At 71.8% G+C, this 15784-nt stretch carries 15 protein-coding genes; 9 read left to right on the plus strand and 6 right to left on the minus strand.

Features of this window, described 5'->3' with window-relative positions:
* The first annotated feature begins 193 nt into the window (after window positions 1-193).
* The 5 genes from lpxC (at window position 194) to ligA (ending at window position 7023) form a co-directional block, all read left to right on the plus strand.
* Window positions 194-1168, plus strand: coding sequence for a UDP-3-O-acyl-N-acetylglucosamine deacetylase (gene lpxC, locus Q7A36_RS23110; RefSeq protein WP_305106117.1), 975 nt, complete (start codon window positions 194-196; stop codon window positions 1166-1168).
* A 291-nt stretch (window positions 1169-1459) separates the two neighbouring features.
* Complete coding sequence (locus tag Q7A36_RS23115; protein ID WP_305106155.1) at window positions 1460-2320, plus strand: outer membrane protein assembly factor BamD; 861 nt, start codon at window positions 1460-1462, stop codon at window positions 2318-2320.
* A 25-nt stretch (window positions 2321-2345) separates the two neighbouring features.
* Window positions 2346-4025 (plus strand): DNA repair protein RecN, encoded by a 1680-nt coding sequence (recN, locus tag Q7A36_RS23120; RefSeq protein WP_305106118.1) that lies wholly within the window; start codon window positions 2346-2348, stop codon window positions 4023-4025.
* Window positions 4026-4553: 528 nt separating this feature from the next.
* Window positions 4554-4877 carry a DUF6968 family protein gene (locus Q7A36_RS23125; RefSeq protein ID WP_305106119.1) on the plus strand — a complete coding sequence of 108 codons (324 nt, stop codon included), beginning with the start codon at window positions 4554-4556 and terminating at the stop codon, window positions 4875-4877.
* Window positions 4878-4917: 40 nt separating this feature from the next.
* On the plus strand, window positions 4918-7023 hold the full coding sequence (ligA, locus tag Q7A36_RS23130; RefSeq protein ID WP_370655699.1) for an NAD-dependent DNA ligase LigA: 2106 nt from the start codon (window positions 4918-4920) through the stop codon (window positions 7021-7023).
* Window positions 7024-7038: 15 nt separating this feature from the next.
* On the opposite strand, the gene Q7A36_RS23135 is transcribed toward ligA, so the two are convergent.
* From Q7A36_RS23135 to Q7A36_RS23145, 3 genes are all read right to left on the minus strand, one after another.
* Entirely contained in the window at window positions 7039-7368 is a 330-nt protein-coding gene (locus Q7A36_RS23135) for a hypothetical protein (protein WP_305106120.1), read from the minus strand.
* A gap of 150 nt (window positions 7369-7518) precedes the next feature.
* Window positions 7519-7758 carry a hypothetical protein gene (locus tag Q7A36_RS23140; RefSeq protein ID WP_305106121.1) on the minus strand — a complete coding sequence of 80 codons (240 nt, stop codon included), beginning with the start codon at window positions 7756-7758 and terminating at the stop codon, window positions 7519-7521.
* A gap of 108 nt (window positions 7759-7866) precedes the next feature.
* A complete protein-coding gene (locus tag Q7A36_RS23145) occupies window positions 7867-8343 on the minus strand; it encodes a DUF427 domain-containing protein (RefSeq protein WP_305106122.1) in 477 nt (158 codons plus the stop codon).
* Window positions 8344-8414: 71 nt separating this feature from the next.
* Here Q7A36_RS23145 and Q7A36_RS23150 point away from each other — a divergent pair, with 71 nt between their 5' ends.
* Window positions 8415-9434, plus strand: a complete 1020-nt coding sequence (locus Q7A36_RS23150; RefSeq protein WP_305106123.1) for an NADP-dependent oxidoreductase — start codon at window positions 8415-8417, stop codon at window positions 9432-9434.
* 55 nt (window positions 9435-9489) lie between these two features.
* Here Q7A36_RS23150 and Q7A36_RS23155 read toward each other — a convergent pair whose 3' ends face one another.
* Window positions 9490-10509, minus strand: a complete 1020-nt coding sequence (locus Q7A36_RS23155; RefSeq protein WP_305106124.1) for a cyclase family protein — start codon at window positions 10507-10509, stop codon at window positions 9490-9492.
* Between the two features lie 179 nt (window positions 10510-10688).
* Here Q7A36_RS23155 and Q7A36_RS23160 point away from each other — a divergent pair, with 179 nt between their 5' ends.
* Window positions 10689-11777: a TRAP transporter substrate-binding protein gene (locus tag Q7A36_RS23160; RefSeq protein WP_305106125.1), complete on the plus strand. Its 1089-nt coding sequence runs from the start codon at window positions 10689-10691 to the stop codon at window positions 11775-11777.
* Between the two features lie 230 nt (window positions 11778-12007).
* Window positions 12008-13216: an MFS transporter gene (locus Q7A36_RS23165; protein WP_305106126.1), complete on the plus strand. Its 1209-nt coding sequence runs from the start codon at window positions 12008-12010 to the stop codon at window positions 13214-13216.
* Between the two features lie 71 nt (window positions 13217-13287).
* Here Q7A36_RS23165 and Q7A36_RS23170 read toward each other — a convergent pair whose 3' ends face one another.
* Window positions 13288-14010, minus strand: a complete 723-nt coding sequence (locus Q7A36_RS23170; protein ID WP_305106127.1) for a Crp/Fnr family transcriptional regulator — start codon at window positions 14008-14010, stop codon at window positions 13288-13290.
* 657 nt (window positions 14011-14667) lie between these two features.
* Between Q7A36_RS23170 and Q7A36_RS23175 the strand changes: the two genes are divergently transcribed.
* The gene (locus Q7A36_RS23175; protein ID WP_305106128.1) at window positions 14668-15321 is read left to right on the plus strand and encodes an HD domain-containing protein; all 654 of its coding nucleotides are present in this window, start codon (window positions 14668-14670) and stop codon (window positions 15319-15321) included.
* 115 nt (window positions 15322-15436) lie between these two features.
* Here the strand turns inward: Q7A36_RS23175 and Q7A36_RS23180 are convergent, their stop codons facing one another.
* A complete protein-coding gene (locus tag Q7A36_RS23180; protein ID WP_305106129.1) occupies window positions 15437-15757 on the minus strand; it encodes a hypothetical protein in 321 nt (106 codons plus the stop codon).
* Window positions 15758-15784: the final 27 nt, after the last annotated feature.

Consider the following 15784-nt stretch of genomic DNA (forward strand, 5'->3'; position numbering starts at 1 on the left):
GGCGGCTTTTTCGCGAGCGCTGCCGTGCACCCGGTCACAGGCTCATGGCGCACAGCACAATTTCTTACAATTTCAGATGCTTCAGACGAAATACGGCGAAACAAGCCTTTATTCGCCGCAGCGCAAACACGGTGCCACCTATGCGCTGGGACTGCTGCCGAAGGGCGGCGATCCGGGTTTCGCAGGGGCGATCATGGACGGGTACATTGCGCTGGATACGGGTCGTCGCCGGACGCTCAAGGCCGCCATCGGCTGCGTCGGCATCGGCCTGCACAGCGGTCGCCGCACCCGGCTGACCCTGCGCCCGGCCGCCCACGGCACGGGCATCGTCTTCCGCCGGACCGATCTCGGCCTCGAGATCCCGGCGCTCTACGACCATGTGGCGGATACCCGCCTCTGCACCGTCCTCGCCGCGCCGGAGGCGCCGCAGCACCGCATCGGCACCGTCGAGCATGTCATGGCCGCGCTGGCCGGCTGCGGCGTGGACGACGCGGTGGTCGAGGTCGACGGGCCCGAGGTACCCATCCTCGATGGCTCCGCCAGCCCCTTCGTCTTCCTGCTCGACTGCGTCGGGCTGACCCCGCAGGGCTTCCTCGGCGCCGGCCAGGCCGAGGCGATCGAGGTGCTGCGCCCGGTCCGGGTGCAGGAGGGCGAGGGCCCGAATGCCGCCTGGGCCGAACTGGCGCCGAACGGCGGCAGCGGCTTCGAGGCGGCGCTGAGCATCGACTTCGCGGGCACCGCCATCGGCCGGCAGTCGCTGGCGCTGCGGCTCTCGCCGCAGGCCTTCCGCGACAGCCTCGCCGATGCGCGCACCTTCACCCTGGCCGAGGACGTGGCCCGGCTGCGCGCCGCCGGCCTGGCGCTGGGCGGGAGCCTCGCCAATGCCGTGGTGGTGGACGGGCCGCTGGTCCTGAACCCGGGCGGGCTGCGCCGGCCGGACGAGTTCGTGCGGCACAAGATGCTGGACGTGGTGGGCGACCTGGCCCTGGCCGGCGCACCGGTCCGCGGCCGCTTCACCGGCCATCGCTCCGGCCATGCGCTGAACAACCGGCTGCTGCGGGCCCTCTTCGCCGACCGCGCCAATTGGCGCGCCCTGCCCTCCGGCGCCGCGCTCGATGGCGGCGCCCGGATGCCGGCCGCCGCGGCGGCCGCTGCCGCCGTCGCCTGAGCCCGGCCGATGACCGGGGGGCCGGATCGGCCCGCCCGGCGTCCCGGGCCGGGCCCCGGGCGGCGTGCCTCGGCGACGGGCCCGCACGGGTGCGGAGGTCCGGCCCGCATGCGGCCTGATGCCGGCCGGCGCGAATCGGTCTGCGCGGCGCAGGGGGTGGGGTCCGGGGATGCAGCGATGACCGGAGAATCGACGACCCGGCCCGCCCGGCCCAGCCTGCACCCTGCCCCCGCCTGTGGACCCGCGTGCCGGCGTGCTATAGAGCCGCCCCGTTCCAGCGACCGGTCCGTGATGATTCGACGCGTCTCCTCCCTGCTCGTCCTCTGCCTGGGGCTCGCCGCCCTGCCGGGCTGCTCCTGGTTCGACAATTGGGACGGCAAGCAGTCCAGCCTTGACGCCGAGCGCCGGCAGGCCGCCAACGCGACCTTCGACAATACGCCCGAGGGGCTCTACGCCGCGGGCGTGGAGGCGCTGCAGGCCCGCCGCTTCGCCCCGGCCGCCGACTATTTCGACCAGATCGAGCGCGACCATCCCTACTCGACCTGGGCGACCAACGCGAAGCTGATGGCGGCCTTCGCCGAGTACCAGCGCAACCGCTATACCGAGGCCATCGGCGCGCTCGACCGCTTCATCCAGCTCCATCCGGCGCATCGCGACATCGCCTATGCCTTCTACCTGCGGGCGCTCTGCTACTACGAGCAGATCGCCGATGCGCAGCGCGACCAGCGCACGACCGAGCAGGCCATGGCGGCGCTGCAGGACGTGGTGAACCGCTTCCCCGACACCGCCTATGCCCGTGACGCGCGCCTCAAGATCGACCTCGCGCGCGACCACCTGGCCGGCAAGGAGATGAATATCGGCCGCTTCTACCAGCGCCAGCGCCTCTATGCCGCGGCGATCGGGCGCTTCCGGAAGATGGTGGAGGACTACCAGACCACCAACCACGTGCCCGAGGCGCTGCACCGCCTGACCGAGATCTACCTGACGCTCGGCCTGGTGGAGGAGGCGAAGAAGACCGCCTCGGTGCTGGGCCATAATTTCCCGGGCAGCCCCTGGTACCAGGACAGCTATGCGCTGCTGGTCGCGGGCGCCCCGCCGGCGGCCGAGGACCGGCCGGGCCTGGTGACCCGCGCCTGGAACTGGATCTTCTGAGGGCGGGCCGGACCACGTCGCCCGCATGCTGATCTCGCTGGCCATCCGCGACGTCGTGCTGATCGAGCGGCTGGACCTGACCTTCGGGCCGGGCCTGACCGTGCTGACCGGCGAGACGGGCGCGGGCAAGTCCATTCTGCTGGACAGCCTCGGCCTTGCCTGCGGCGCGCGGGCGGAGGCCGGGATGGTGCGCGCCGGGCAGGCGCAATGCTCGGTCGCCGCCGCCTTCGCCCCGCCCGAGGGGCATCCGGCGCTGGCCATCCTCGCCGAGCAGGGGATGGAGCCGGAGGAGACGCTGGTGCTCCGGCGCGTGGTGCAGGCCGATGGCCGCGGCCGCGCCTTCGTCAACGGCCAGCCGGTCGCGGCCGGGCTGCTGAAGCGCTTGGCGGCGGTGCTGGTGGAGGTGCAGGGCCAGCACGACCAGGTGGGCCTCGCCGATCCCGCGACCCATGCCGCGCTGCTGGACGCCTTCGGCGGCCATGACAGGCCGCGCGCCGCCGTCGCCGGTGCCTGGCGGGCCTGGCGGGAGGCCGATCGCGCCCTGGTCGCGGCGCGGGAGGCGATCGCCGCCGCGCAGCGGGACGAGGAGTTCCTCCGCCACGCCGTGCAGGAACTCTCCGACCTTGCGCCCGTCGAGGGCGAGGAGGAGGAGCTGTCGAAGGAGCGGCAGCGCCTGCAGCAGGGCGAGCGGCGGAATGAGAGCATCGCCGCCGCCCTGTCCGACCTGCAGCCGCGCGACCGCCGCCGCGGCGGGCCGGGCGATGCGCTGCGCAGCGCGGCGCGGGCGCTGGAGCGGCTGCCCGCCCCGAACGAGGAAGCGCAGCCCATCCTCGCCCTGCTGGCCCAGGCGCAGGACTCGGTCGCCGAGGCCGAGACGTTGCTCGAGCGCATGCTGAACGAGGGCGGGCCCGACCCGCGCCGGCTGGAGCAGCTCGAGGATCGCCTCTTCGGCCTGCGCGCCGCCGCCCGCAAGCATGGCGTCGCGGTGGTGGAGCTGCCGGCGCTGCTGACCCAGCTCAAGGAGCGGCTCGGCGCGCTGGATGCGGGGACGGAGCGCGTGGCGGGGCTTGAGCAGGCCGCGACCGCGGCGCGCAGCGCCTATCTCGCGGCCGGCCGCGCGCTGACCGAGGCGCGGACCAAGGCGGCGAAGACGCTGGAATCGTCGCTGGCCAGGGAGCTGCCGCCGCTCAAGCTCGACCGCGCCCGCTTCTTCGTGGAAGTGGCGGCGCGCGAGGAGAACGGCTGGTCCGCCGACGGCATGGACCGGGTCACGTTCCTTGTGTCCACCAATCCGGGGCAGTCACCGGGGCACCTGCAGAAGATCGCTTCGGGCGGCGAGCTGTCGCGGCTGATGCTGGCGCTGAAGGTGGTGCTGGCGCGGGGCTCGCCGGTGCCGACGCTGATCTTCGACGAGGTGGATGCCGGCATCGGCGGCGCCACGGCGGCGGCGGTCGGCGACCGGCTGGCGCGCGTTGCCGAGCGGCTGCAGGTGCTGGTCGTGACCCACAGCCCGCAGGTCGCGGCGCGCGGGTCGCAGCAGCTCCGCGTCGCCAAGCAGGTGAAGGGCGAGCGCGCCGCGACCACGGTCGAGCCGCTCGACAAGCGCGCGCGGCGGGAGGAGATCGCCCGCATGCTGGCCGGCGAGCGGGTGACGGATGCGGCACGCGCGGCGGCGGACAGCCTGCTGGAAGGGACGCTGCTGTGAAGGCGGATGCCATTCCGAAATGCTTTGACAGTGCCCACGAATAGGAATAATGTCCCCTTCGGTTTAGGAGGTTGGGCATGACCGGCGTCACTGGAGCGCAGGTCTCGGTTCGTGCGTATCAGCAGACCCGCGACGGGCATATCGTCCATGTCTCATCCTATGTCAGGTCGAACCCCGAGGGTACGGAAGACCCGTCTGTCGCTTCGAGCAATCCTCTCGGTCCATATGCTAATGTACTACGGAGGCCATCAAATAGGTGACGCCACCAACGCTGGGCTTATAGATTCGCCTGTACTCAGGCCAATTTTCCGCATGCGCCATGGTCGATAGGTACGTATTTGATGGCCTGAGTAGTAAGTCGAGCCCAGGATTGCGAGATCCAAGCTCTGATGGATGAGCTCAGATGTCGATCGCTGGCCTCTCCTGCCGTTCGTTCTCGCTGCTATGAGTCAGCGAATGCACGATACGGCGCTTGCACACGCGGGACGTTTTTGCCTCCTCTGATCACCCGGTGAGGGAAGGATCGTCATGGTTCCCATTGCCTCAAGAGTGCTGCAAACGGCGCTCGGCGACATGCGGATCGAGCTCTTTCTGCCAGAGCGTCTTTACGGTGATGTTGCATGCAGATACCGCATCATCGGCCCCCGAACGAAAAAGGAAGCGCGCGCGATGGGCGTGGACGGTTTCCAGGCGCTGCAACTGGTCATGACCCGTATCGCGGCGGACCTTCGGGCCAGTCCGGAGTTTGAGGCAGGCGGGCTACGATGGCTTGACCGCGAAAATCCCGGTTTCCCTCTGCCGGAGATAATCGAAGACGCAGGATGGACAGTGGACCAGCAGAAGCGTGGCTAAGCATGACTCCTCAGATTGGGAAGTCTTGCGGGATGCGGGGGTGGCGCATACCAACCTCCGCGCCCACCCGCCCGAGGCGCTGACCGAGGAGGAGGCGGCGGCCGAGCTTGCCGCGCTGGCCGCCGAGATCGCGCGTCACGACCGCGCCTATCACGAGCAAGACGCGCCCGAGATCAGCGACGCCGACTACGACGCGCTGGTCCGCCGCAACCGCTCCATCGAGGGCCGCTTCCCCGGCCTGATCCGGGACGACAGCCCCTCGAAGCGGGTCGGCGCCCAGGCCGCCGAGGGCTTCGCCAACTTCCGCCACGGCGTGCCGATGCTCAGCCTCGACAACGCCTTCGCGCCCGAGGACTTCACCGAGTTCTGCGCCCGCATCCGCCGCTTCCTCGGCCTCAAGGACGACATCCTCGGCTTCGTCGGCGAGCCGAAGATCGACGGGCTGTCGGTCAACCTGGTCTATGAGGACGGCCGCTTCGTCCACGGCGCCACGCGCGGCGACGGGACGGAGGGCGAGGACGTCACCGCCAACCTGCGGACGCTCAAGGACCTGCCGCTTCGCCTCAAGGGCAAGGCGCCGGAGCGCATCGAGATCCGCGGCGAGGTCTTCATGGCCAAGGCGGAGTTCCTCGCCTTCAATGCCGAGCAGGCCCGCCGCATCGAGGCGGGGGAGAAGAACCAGCGCGTCTTCGCCAATCCGCGCAATGCCGCGGCCGGCAGCCTGCGCCAGCTCGACTCCCGGATCACGGCGCAGCGGCCGCTGAAGCTCTTCGCCTATGCCATGGGCGCGGCCAGCAGCGTGCCGGTGGACAGCCACTGGCATTGGCTGGCGCAGCTCCGCGACTGGGGCTTCCAGGTGAACCCGCTCTCGGAACTGCTGCCCGACGAGGCCGCCGCCGCGGCCTTCCAGGCGCGCATGGGCGAGCAGCGCGCCGGCCTCGCCTACGACATCGACGGCGTGGTCTACAAGCTGGACCGGCTGGACTGGCAGAGCCGCCTCGGCTTCGTCGGCCGGGCGCCGCGCTGGGCCATCGCCTGGAAATTCCCGGCGGAACGCGCGACCACGACGCTGCTGCGGATCGAGATCCAGGTCGGCCGCACCGGCGCGCTCACGCCGCGGGCGGTCATGCAGCCGGTCAATGTCGGCGGCGTCATCGTGCAGCACGCGACGCTGCACAACGAGGACGAGATCGCCCGCAAGGATGTCCGCCCGGGCGACACGGTGGTGCTGCAGCGCGCCGGCGACGTCATCCCGCAGATCGTCGCCGTGGTGCCGGAGAAGCGGCCGCCGGAGAGCCAACCCTACGCCTTTCCCGAACTCTGCCCCGCCTGCGGCAGCCATGCCGTCCGCCCGCCCGGCGAGGTGGTGCGGCGCTGCACCGGCGGCCTGATCTGCCCGGCGCAGACTGTGGAGCGGCTGAAGCATTTCGTCGCCCGCAATACCCTGGACATCGAGGGGCTGGGCGAGGAGCGCATCCAGCAGCTCCACGACCTCGGCTGGCTGAAGTCCCCCGCCGACATCTTCCGCCTCCCGGCCAGGGAGAAGGAGATCGCGGCGCTGGAGGGCTGGGGCGAGCTCTCCGCCCGCAACCTGGTCCGCGCCATCGAGGCGCGCCGCACGCCGCCCTTCGAGCGCTTCATCTTCGCGCTCGGCATCCGCCGCATCGGCGAGGCCAATGCCAAGCTGCTGGCGCGCCACTACCATTCCCTGCCGGAGTGGCGGGAGCGGATGCTGGCCGCGCGCATCATCGGCTCCGAGGCGCGGGAGGAGCTGGGCTCCATCCAGGGCATCGGCCCGGCCATCGCGCAGGAACTGGTCGATTTCTTCGAGGAGCCGCGCAACCTGGCGGCGCTGGACGACCTCGCCGGCTACGTCACGCCGGCGCCCGCGGACTTCGCCGCCGCGGCCGATTCGCCCTTCGCCGGGAAGACGCTCGTCTTCACCGGCACGCTCGAGACCATGACACGACCGGAGGCGGAGGCGCGGGCCGAGGCGCTGGGCGCCAAGGTGACCAAGAGCGTCTCGAAGCGGACGGATTTCGTGGTGGTCGGCGCCGATGCCGGGAGCAAGGCCGCCAAGGCCGCCGAACTCGGATTGCGGGTCCTGACCGAGGCCGAGTGGCGGGAGTTGGCGGGGCTCGGCTGAGCCCCGCCGCGGCGATCAGCCGCCGCCCTTGTTGGAGCGGCTGCGGACGGTCGGCTGGACCGGGGTCGTGCTGCCAACGCCGCTGCTGCCGGACTGGCCGGAATAGGTGACCTCGGGGCGGGTGCCGCCCTCGCCGGTCGTCCGCGTGCCGGTGATCGTCGCCGTGCCGCCCGAGGCATTCCCGCTATTGGCGCCCATGGTGTCACGCGCCTCCTGCTTCAGCGGCGCGGCGCCGGGGCCGGCCGTGGTGCCGGAGACAGGCGGGCCGCTCGGGGCATTCAGATCAGCGCAGGCGGCAAGGGCGAGCCCGGCCAGCAGGCCGGCCAGCAGGGTATGGGTGCGCATGGCGTTGTCTCCACTCCGGGGTGACGATGCCAGCGACCCTAGGGCGTTCCAGCGCCGACCACAACGGTTCGCTGGCGCGTCATCCCGCCGCCATCCGGCGGAGATTTGCAGACCGTGGCGGGGTTGCATCAGGCCCGCCGGCCGCGCGGGTCAGGGTCCTCCAGCGCCACCGCTCGGATTCATCCCGAGGCTCGGCACCCGCAGCGGTTGCGAGGTGCTGGTATAGGCATTCCGCCCCGCGCCGGGCCCATAGGCGCCGGCGCCCGCCCCGGTGCCGCCGCCCGACACCGCCGGGGCGCGGCCGCCGGGGTCGCTGCCCGTGCGCATGTCCGCACAGGCGCCGAGGGCAAGCCCGGCAGCAAGGCCGAGCATCAGGTGACCTATCCGCATGCGCAACTCCGGTGCCGTTCAGGGCCGGCGCGGCAGGCCGCGCCAGGCGGCGCGCCTCGACCGGCGCCCGTCCTGTCAACGCAGGGATGGCGGAACGGCTCCCCAACTCTACCAGCCCTGCGTTCCCGGGCCGCCCTTGAAGGGGCCGACCAGCTCCCTGGTGATCCAGCCGCCGTAGAACCCGCCCGGCTGGGGCGTGACCTGCTCGTCATCCAGGAAACAGGCATCCATCCGCCCGGCATAGACCGCGACATGCTCGGCGATGGCGGCGAAGGTGGGGGTCGGGTCGGGATAGGACCAGCCGGCGGCCTCCGCCACGCGCCCGCCGGCCGCCAGGGTCCAGTAGCGTGCCCGTCCCTTCCATTCGCAGAGGCTGCCGCCCGGCGCGGGGCGCAACACGCCGGGGCGGAAGGCATCGGGCGGCAGGTACCAGGTCGGCGGGTGGAAGGTCTCCAGCACCCGCCAGGCCTCGCGCGTGCGCGCGACCTCCTCCCCGCCCAGGATGATGCGGACCAGCCGGTCGTCCGGCTCCAGCCGCGGCGGGCGGGGATAGTCGGCGACGCGTTCCAGGGGGCGCTGGGTCATGCCGCGCAGGTGGCCCCCTTTCCGTCGGCGGCAAGCGGGGCGATGTTCCGGGCACCACCAAGGAGGACGCCATGGCCGAGCCCAACCTGCAGGTCCTGCTGCGCCGCCGCCCGAAGGGCGAGCCGGTGCCGGAGGATTTCGAGATCGTCGAGACGCCCGCGCCGGAGCCGCAGGAGGGCGAGGTGCTGGTGCGGCACCAGTACCTCTCGCTCGACCCCTATATGCGCGGGCGGATGTCGGAGGCGAAGAGCTACGCGAAGCCGGTCGAACTCGGCACCGTCATGGAAGGGCGCACTGCGGGCGTCGTGGTGGCGTCCAAGGCGCCGGGCTTCGCGCCGGGCGATTCGGTCGCCGGCGGCTATGGCTGGCAGCGCTTCTCCTGCGTGAAGCCGGCCGGGCTGATCAAGGTGGACCCGAAGGAGGCGCCGCTCTCGGCCAATCTCGGCGTGCTCGGCATGCCCGGCCTGACCGCCTGGGTGGGGCTCGAGGATATCGGCCAGCCCAAGGCCGGGGAGACGGTGGTGGTCTCGGCCGCCTCCGGCGCGGTGGGCCAGGTCGTCGGGCAGATCGCCAAGATCCGCGGCTGCAAGGTCATCGGCATCGCCGGCGGGCCGCGGAAATGCCAGTACGTGACGGAGGAGCTGGGCTTCGACGCCTGCATCGACCATCGCGGCGACCTGAAGGCGCAGCTCGACCAGCACTGCCCGGAGGGCATCGACGTCTATTGGGAAAACGTGGGCGGCGAGGTGCAGGCGGCGATCTTCCCCCGGCTGCGCGACTTCGCACGCATGGTCATGTGCGGCGTCATCGCGCAGTACAATGTGGTGGAGGGTGCCGACAGCTTCGGCGGCCCGCCCGGCCCCAATCTCGGCGCGGTGGTGCGCAAGCGCCTGCGCATCCAGGGCTTCATCGTCAGCGACACCGGCTGGCCGCGCTACCCGCAATTCCGCAAGGACATGCTGGGCTGGATGGCGGATGGCCGCATGACCTGGCGGGAGGACGTGGCGGAGGGGCTGCGGAAGGCGCCGGAAGCCTTCATCGGCCTGCTGAAGGGCGCGAATTTCGGCAAGCTGGTGGTGAAGATCGACTGAGCCGACGCCTGCCCCGCATCCGGACCTTGCCGGCTGCGGGGCTTCGGCCTTCACCCTAGCGGATGGCGATCGGGTTGATGATCGCCTGCACCGCGCCCTTGAGCCGCGGCTGGCCGAGCACGAAGAGGAACTCCGTCGCGCCGTCGCGCGCCAGGGCGCGGGTGTCCATCACCTCCAGGATGTGGACGCCGTTCTTGGCCAGCAGGATCTGGTGGCCTTCCCAGATCCGGTTGGGGTTCTTGAAGGGCACCGCCTCCACGCCCCAGGTGTCGGCGCCGACCGCGACCACGCCCTGGCCCGCCAGCCACTCCGCCGCGCCGGCATCGATGCCGGGCTCGCCGCGGCCGAAGCGCGCGGGGTCGCGCTCCAGCATGGCCACCCAGCCCGTATGGATCAGGACGACGTCGCCCTGGCGGATGGCGACGCCCTGGGCCTGCATCGCCGCGCGCAGGTCGTCGGCGGTGATGATCTCGCCCTCGTCCAGCATCTCCTTGTTGCGGGCCTTGGCCATGTTCACCAGCACGCCGCGCGAGACCATGGGCGGCACGCTCTCCACCCCGAGCTTCGTGACGCCGGTGGTGCGCATGAAGTCGGCGGCCTTGTTGCCGTTGTAGAAGGTGTTGTCGATGCCGAGATGCGCGAAGCTGTCGAGCTGGCTGCCGACGCCGAGCCAGCCCGTGAACATGTCGTCCGCATAGGAGACCTTGTTCTCCGAGGGGACGATGCCGCCGGCGAACTGGTCGGGCATCATGACCGTGACCGCGGCGAAGCGCGGCGGATAGGCCGGCGTCTCCCGACCCACCGGCACGCCGAGCGCATAGACCTGGCCGCGCTGCACCAGCCGCGCCGCCTCCAGCACCTTCTGGGGCGTCAGCAGGTTCATGGCGCCGATGGTGTCGTTCGGGCCGTATTTCGAGGGGAACCAGTTGCCGCCGGCCGCCGGGGCCGCCGGCGCGGCGCCCGGTGCCTGGGCCTGGGCGATCTGCATCGGCGCGTGGTCGCCGGGCTCATGGGCCTGGCCGGCGACAGTCAGCAGCATCAGGGCGGCAGAAGCCGCCACGGTCGTCACCCGCATCGCGTTTCCTCCGTCGTCTTGTTTCCGACCCGGCAAGGCTAGGCCAGGAGACAAGCCCGAGAAAAGCGAAGCTTGCGGGCCGGCGGGCCGGCGGACGTTTCCGCCCCGCGGCGATCCGGGATAGGCTCCGGCCCATGGCGGGCGCGCCAAGACGCCCGTCCGGGAAGGGACCCAGGACAATGGACAGACGACAGGTGCTGAAGGCCGCGGCCTTGCCTGCGGCCGCGACCGGCCTCGCCGCGCCGGCCCTCGCGCAACCGAACCGCAAGGTGAGCTGGCGGCTGACCTCCAGCTTCCCCCGCAACCTCGACACGCTCTACGGCGCCGCGACGACATTCGCGAAGATGGTCGGCGAGGCGACCGACGGCGACTTCACCATCCGTATCTTCTCGCCGGGCGAGATCGTGCCGGCGCTCGAGGCGCGCGAGGCGACCTCGAAGGGCTTCGTCGAGAGCTGCTTCACGGCCTCCTCCTACTCGATCGGCACCGACCCGGCCTTCATGTTCGCCACCGTGCTGCTCTTCGGCCTGAACAGCCGGCAGCAGATGGCCTACCTCTACGAGATGGGCGGCAACGAGAAGCTGAACCGCCTGCTCTATGCCAAGCACAACGTGCTCTGCTGGCCGCTGATCAGCACCGGCGCGCAGATGGGCGGTTGGTTCCGCAAGGAGATCCGCTCGGTCGAGGATCTGAAGGGCCTGAAGTTCCGCATCGGCGGGCTGGCCGGCCATGTCTTCCAGCGCCTCGGCAGCGTGCCGCAGCAGATCGCCGCGGGCGACATCTACCCTTCGCTCGAGCGCGGGACGATCGATGCCGCCGAGTGGATCGGTCCCTATGACGACGAGAAGCTCGGCCTCTACAAGGTCGCGCCCTATTACTACTACCCCGGCTGGTGGGAGGGGACGGGCATCCTCTCGCTCATCGTCAACCGCCAGAAATACGAGGAACTGCCGGCGGCCTATCGCAGCATCCTGCAGACCGCGGCGGCGGCGACCACCTCGCTGGGGCTGGCCAAGTACGACGCGCTGAACCCGCAGGCGCTGAAGCGGCTGGTGGCGGCGGGCGCGCAGCTTCGCCCCTTCCCGCAGGCGGTGCTGGACGCCTGCTTCGACGAGACGACGAAGATGCACGAGGAGTATTCGGCGGCCGACCCGGTCTATGCCGAGGTCTACCGGGAGATGGCGGCCTTCCGGCAGGACGCCTATCAGTGGCTCCAGCTCTCGGAATACACCTTCGACAGCTACCAGATCCGGCGGCTTCGGCGCTAGGCGGGGCCGCGGCACCGCGCCGATGGCGGGGGTGGCGCGGGCCTGACGGCGGATGGCCGGAGCCGGGCGGGCCGCTCCGGGTCGCGGCTGGCCACCCCCGGGACCCATGCCCGGGGCGCGTGTCTGCCCCGGGCCGCCGCAGCTTCCCAGGCCGGCACTGTCCGGTCGATCCTGGCGCCCGCGCCCCGCGACCCCATCTGGCGGGGAGGCCAGAGAGGGAACGCAGATCCATGGACCAGCAGGGCGGCCGCGGCTGGGCACCGGCCGAGATGCGCACGCTGTCGCTCGTCTCCGCCGCGCACCTGGTCAGCCATGTCCATATCCTGGTGCTGCCGCCGCTCTTCCCGCTGCTGCAGGCCCGCCTCGGGGTCGGGTTCATCGAACTCGGCCTGGCGCTGACGCTGTTCAACATCGTCTCGGGCGTCACCCAGGCGCCGATGGGCTATGCGGTGGACCGGTTCGGCTCGCGCCGGGTGCTGGTGGCGGGCCTCGGGCTCGGCGCCGCGGCCTTCGTCGCGCTCGGCCTCTTCCCCTCCTACCCCGCCCTGCTGGCGGCGGCCGCGGCGCTCGGCCTCGCCAATGCCGTCTATCATCCCTCCGACTACGAGATGCTGTCCCGCAGCATCGGGGAGGCGCGGATCGGCCGCGCCTTCTCCATCCACACCTTCGCCGGCTATATCGGCGGCGCGCTGGCGCCGGCCATGATGCTGGGCCTCTCGGCCATCGGCGGCCTCTCCGCGGCGCTGATCGCCGCCGGCCTCCTCGCCCTTGCCGCCGCCATCCCGCTGGCGCTGGCCGGTGACCCGGTTCCGGCCCCGCGCGCCGCGAAGGCCAGGGCGACGGCGGAGGGCGGCTCGGTCCTGACGCCGGCGGTGATCATGCTGACCGCCTTCTTCGCCCTGCTCAGCCTCTCGACCGGCGGGGTGCAGAACTTCTCGGTGGCCGCGCTGGTGAATGGCCGCGGGGTCGATTTTGCCATCGCCAATGTCGCCCTCAGCGCCTTCATGCTGCTCTCGGCCTTCGGCGTGCTGGCCGGGGGCATCGTCGCCGACCGCACGCGGCGGCATGGCGACGTCGCGGCGCTCGGCTTCGGCATGACCGGCGCGCTGGTGGCGCTGGTCGGCGCGGTGCCGCTCGGGCCGGTCGCGTTGGTCGCGGCGCTCGGCGCGGCCGGCTTCCTCTCCGGCCTCATCATGCCCTCGCGCGACATGATGGTGCGGGCCGTGGCGCCGCCGGACGCGGTGGGGCGGGTCTTCGGCATCGTCACCACCGGCTTCAACATCGGCGGGACGGTGGGGCCGATGCTCTACGGCCTGCTCATGGACCACGGCCAGCCGCTGCTGGTCTTCGCCGCCTCGGTCTTCTTCATCGTGGCGACCATGGCCATGGCGCTGGTCGGCGAGCGGCGGGCGAAGCGGCCGGTCGCCGCCGCCGAATAGCGGCCGGCCAGGCGTTTGATTTGTAGAGCAGAGTCTCGCCTCCGAGCGTTTCCACTCCGCGGCGATCTGCTCTAGGTCTTTTTCCGGCCCTTGCCGGTGTCGCCGCCCATGGCGCGCCGCAGTTGTTCCCGCAGCAGGTCGGGATTCGGCAGCAGGATGCTCTGGCGGCTGACCGTCGCCAGCCCCTCCCGCGCCAGGGCGGAGAGCTCGCGCGAGACCGCCTCCCGCCGCGCGCCGATCCGGGCGGCGAGCACGTGCTGCGGCGGGGGCGGGCTGATCCGGAGCTGCCCGTCCTCCCGCGGCCGGCCCAGCCGGAGCAGTTCCGCCAGCAGGCGGAACCGCACCGGCAGGACCGCCATCTCCACGTTGCGGGCATCCAGCAGCCGCAGCCGCTGCGTCAGCAGCCGCAGCAGTTGCAGCCCGGCGGAGGGCGCCTTCAGCACCAGGTCCAGGAAGGCGGTCCGCGGCAGGCAGCAGAGCAGCGAATTGTGCACGGCCGTGACGTTCGCCGAACGGTTGGCGCCGTCGATCGCCGACATCTCGCCGATGGTCTCCCCGGGGCCGAGCTCGCCCAGGATCACCTCCTGGCCGCTGGCGGAATGCACGGCGACGCGGACGGTGCCGGAGATGATCAGGAAGACGTCGTCGCTGCTGTCCTCGTAGTCGATGACGGCCTCGCCAGGCTGGACGCGGCGCCAGCGGGCGTGCCGCGCTGCCTCCGCGAGCAGGACCGCATCGACCTCGCGCAGCATGGGGAAGCGGGATAGCCGCTCATCCTCGGGACCCTGGACCATCGGGGAATGCCACCTGGAACAATATGGGATGTATGATCCGTAAGCCAGGACAGCCCAGTGCGGTCCGGGGCGCAAGACGGGCTGTGCGATGGCGCACAGGCCGCGGCGTCCGTTACAGCATCCTCGTTTCGGTTCTGCGCGGGTCGCGCCAGGATGGGGCCATGCAGGATCCCCCCATGCCGTCCGATCCGCCGCCGCAGGTTGCATCGTGGCGCCCTGGCCGGGAGCCGCCCGGCGCCGCGCCGGGCACCGGCCAAGAAGCCGACCTCGCCAGACCTTGTTGCCGGACCGATCCCCTGGCGGAACCCTCGCCGATGGTCGTGCGTAGCCGACATCCGGCCGGCAAGGTCCGGGCCTCGCACCCGCCCCTGCGCAGCTTTCGCCGACCGGCCCGGACCGTGCGCCAGGACACTGGCGGGACGATCCGTTTGCAGCCATGTGAAGCCGCCGCGCGATGGCGGTACCGTGATCCATGGGGCGCCTCTGGTGACGACGCCGCTTCCGCGGCCCGCCGCGCCCCTGTCGCAGGAGTTCTCCCAATTCCGCCTCTCGTCGTTCCTGCTCCGCCGAAGCGCCGTTCATGGCGGCTGCCTCGTGCCCTGGGCTGATGCGCCTTCCGATGACCCTGCCCACCACCTCCTGGCCACAGCGGTCGCGATGAACCGGCCCCGGGGCTTCAATGACCTGCTCGGCATGCTGGACCTGCCGGCTCCGGTCCGGGCGGACCTGCTGCGCCGCATGGGCGAGCCGTGGCGGGGCTATCACGGCATGCGGCACCTGGCCGTGCTCTGGGCCAGGCATCGCCGCTTCGGCCGCAGCGGCCCGATGCGCCGCCCGCGGATGGCGAAGCTGATCGCCGCCGCCATCCTGTTCCATGATTCGGTGCTGGTCCCCGGCGCCTGCGACAACGAGGCCCGCTCGGCCGAATTGTGGGAGCGGGCGGCGCGCCGGCTCCGCGGCTTCACCCCGGCGGAGATCGCCTGGGTCGCCGATACCATCCGGGCCACCTGCGACCACCTGAATGCCAGATTGCCGCATGGGGAGCGCGGGGCCGCGCGGCAATGGATGCTCGACCTCGACCTGACGCCGATCGGCGAGGACCCGGTGACCTTCGAGCGCAATGGGCGCGAATTGCGGGCCGAGGCACGGCACCTGGACGACGCGACCTATGCCGAGGCGCAGCGCGCCTTCCTCGGCCGCATGCGGGCGGCCCCGCGAATGCTGCGCCACCCGAAGCTGCACGCCACCTTCGAGGCGCGGGCGCGAGCGAATATCGGCCGCGAGCTGGAAAGGCCGCCGCGCTCGGCTTGAGCGAACCGCCCGGGAGGCGCGCCGCGCCAGCAGACCCGCAACATGTGCGGGCGGGGCCGGGAAAGCCTCCTGCGTCACCCACCGGCCAGGGGCGCCTGGACGCCCTCGCCCGGACCTATCGGGTCCGCACCGGGGCGGAGAGGCCGGCGCCGCCTCCGCCGCCGCCCGAGAGCGTCGCGGCGAGGGCCGCCGCGGCGGCGAGCGGCAGCAGCGCGACGGCCGGCGGCACCGTGGCTGCCGGCTCCGGCGCGGGGCCGGACAGGCGGGCGGGCCGCGGCCGGGGCGCCGGAGCGGGTCGGGCCACCAGCGGCGCGCCGCGAGGCGGAACCGCGACCCCGGCCTCGGCCGGCACGACCAGGACACGCTGCTGCGCGCCGGCCGGCACGGGAAGGCTCAGCAGGGCGACCAGGGGACCGACGGCATATCGTATCGCCATGCAACCGATGTGCGGTATGCGCGCCTC

The organism is Paracraurococcus lichenis (genome assembly GCF_030657435.1).
In the GTDB taxonomy this organism is placed as follows: Bacteria; Pseudomonadota; Alphaproteobacteria; order Acetobacterales; family Acetobacteraceae; genus Paracraurococcus; species Paracraurococcus lichenis.

Excerpts from the sequence above, each read along its gene's own strand:
- Q7A36_RS23155 (WP_305106124.1), bottom strand. The coding sequence starts at position 10,509 with ATGCGGGTGACGACCGTGGCGGCTTCTGCCGCCCTGATGCTGCTGACT.
- recN (WP_305106118.1), top strand. The coding sequence starts at position 2,346 with ATGCTGATCTCGCTGGCCATCCGCGACGTCGTGCTGATCGAGCGGCTG.
- Q7A36_RS23135 (WP_305106120.1), bottom strand. The coding sequence starts at position 7,368 with ATGCGCACCCATACCCTGCTGGCCGGCCTGCTGGCCGGGCTCGCCCTT.
- Q7A36_RS23165 (WP_305106126.1), top strand. The coding sequence starts at position 12,008 with ATGGACCAGCAGGGCGGCCGCGGCTGGGCACCGGCCGAGATGCGCACG.
- Q7A36_RS23170 (WP_305106127.1), bottom strand. The coding sequence starts at position 14,010 with ATGGTCCAGGGTCCCGAGGATGAGCGGCTATCCCGCTTCCCCATGCTG.
- Q7A36_RS23160 (WP_305106125.1), top strand. The coding sequence starts at position 10,689 with ATGGACAGACGACAGGTGCTGAAGGCCGCGGCCTTGCCTGCGGCCGCG.
- Q7A36_RS23180 (WP_305106129.1), bottom strand. The coding sequence starts at position 15,757 with ATGGCGATACGATATGCCGTCGGTCCCCTGGTCGCCCTGCTGAGCCTT.
- Q7A36_RS23115 (WP_305106155.1), top strand. The coding sequence starts at position 1,460 with ATGATTCGACGCGTCTCCTCCCTGCTCGTCCTCTGCCTGGGGCTCGCC.
- Q7A36_RS23145 (WP_305106122.1), bottom strand. The coding sequence starts at position 8,343 with ATGACCCAGCGCCCCCTGGAACGCGTCGCCGACTATCCCCGCCCGCCG.
- Q7A36_RS23125 (WP_305106119.1), top strand. The coding sequence starts at position 4,554 with ATGGTTCCCATTGCCTCAAGAGTGCTGCAAACGGCGCTCGGCGACATG.
- Q7A36_RS23175 (WP_305106128.1), top strand. The coding sequence starts at position 14,668 with ATGAACCGGCCCCGGGGCTTCAATGACCTGCTCGGCATGCTGGACCTG.
- Q7A36_RS23140 (WP_305106121.1), bottom strand. The coding sequence starts at position 7,758 with ATGCGGATAGGTCACCTGATGCTCGGCCTTGCTGCCGGGCTTGCCCTC.
- Q7A36_RS23150 (WP_305106123.1), top strand. The coding sequence starts at position 8,415 with ATGGCCGAGCCCAACCTGCAGGTCCTGCTGCGCCGCCGCCCGAAGGGC.
- lpxC (WP_305106117.1), top strand. The coding sequence starts at position 194 with ATGGACGGGTACATTGCGCTGGATACGGGTCGTCGCCGGACGCTCAAG.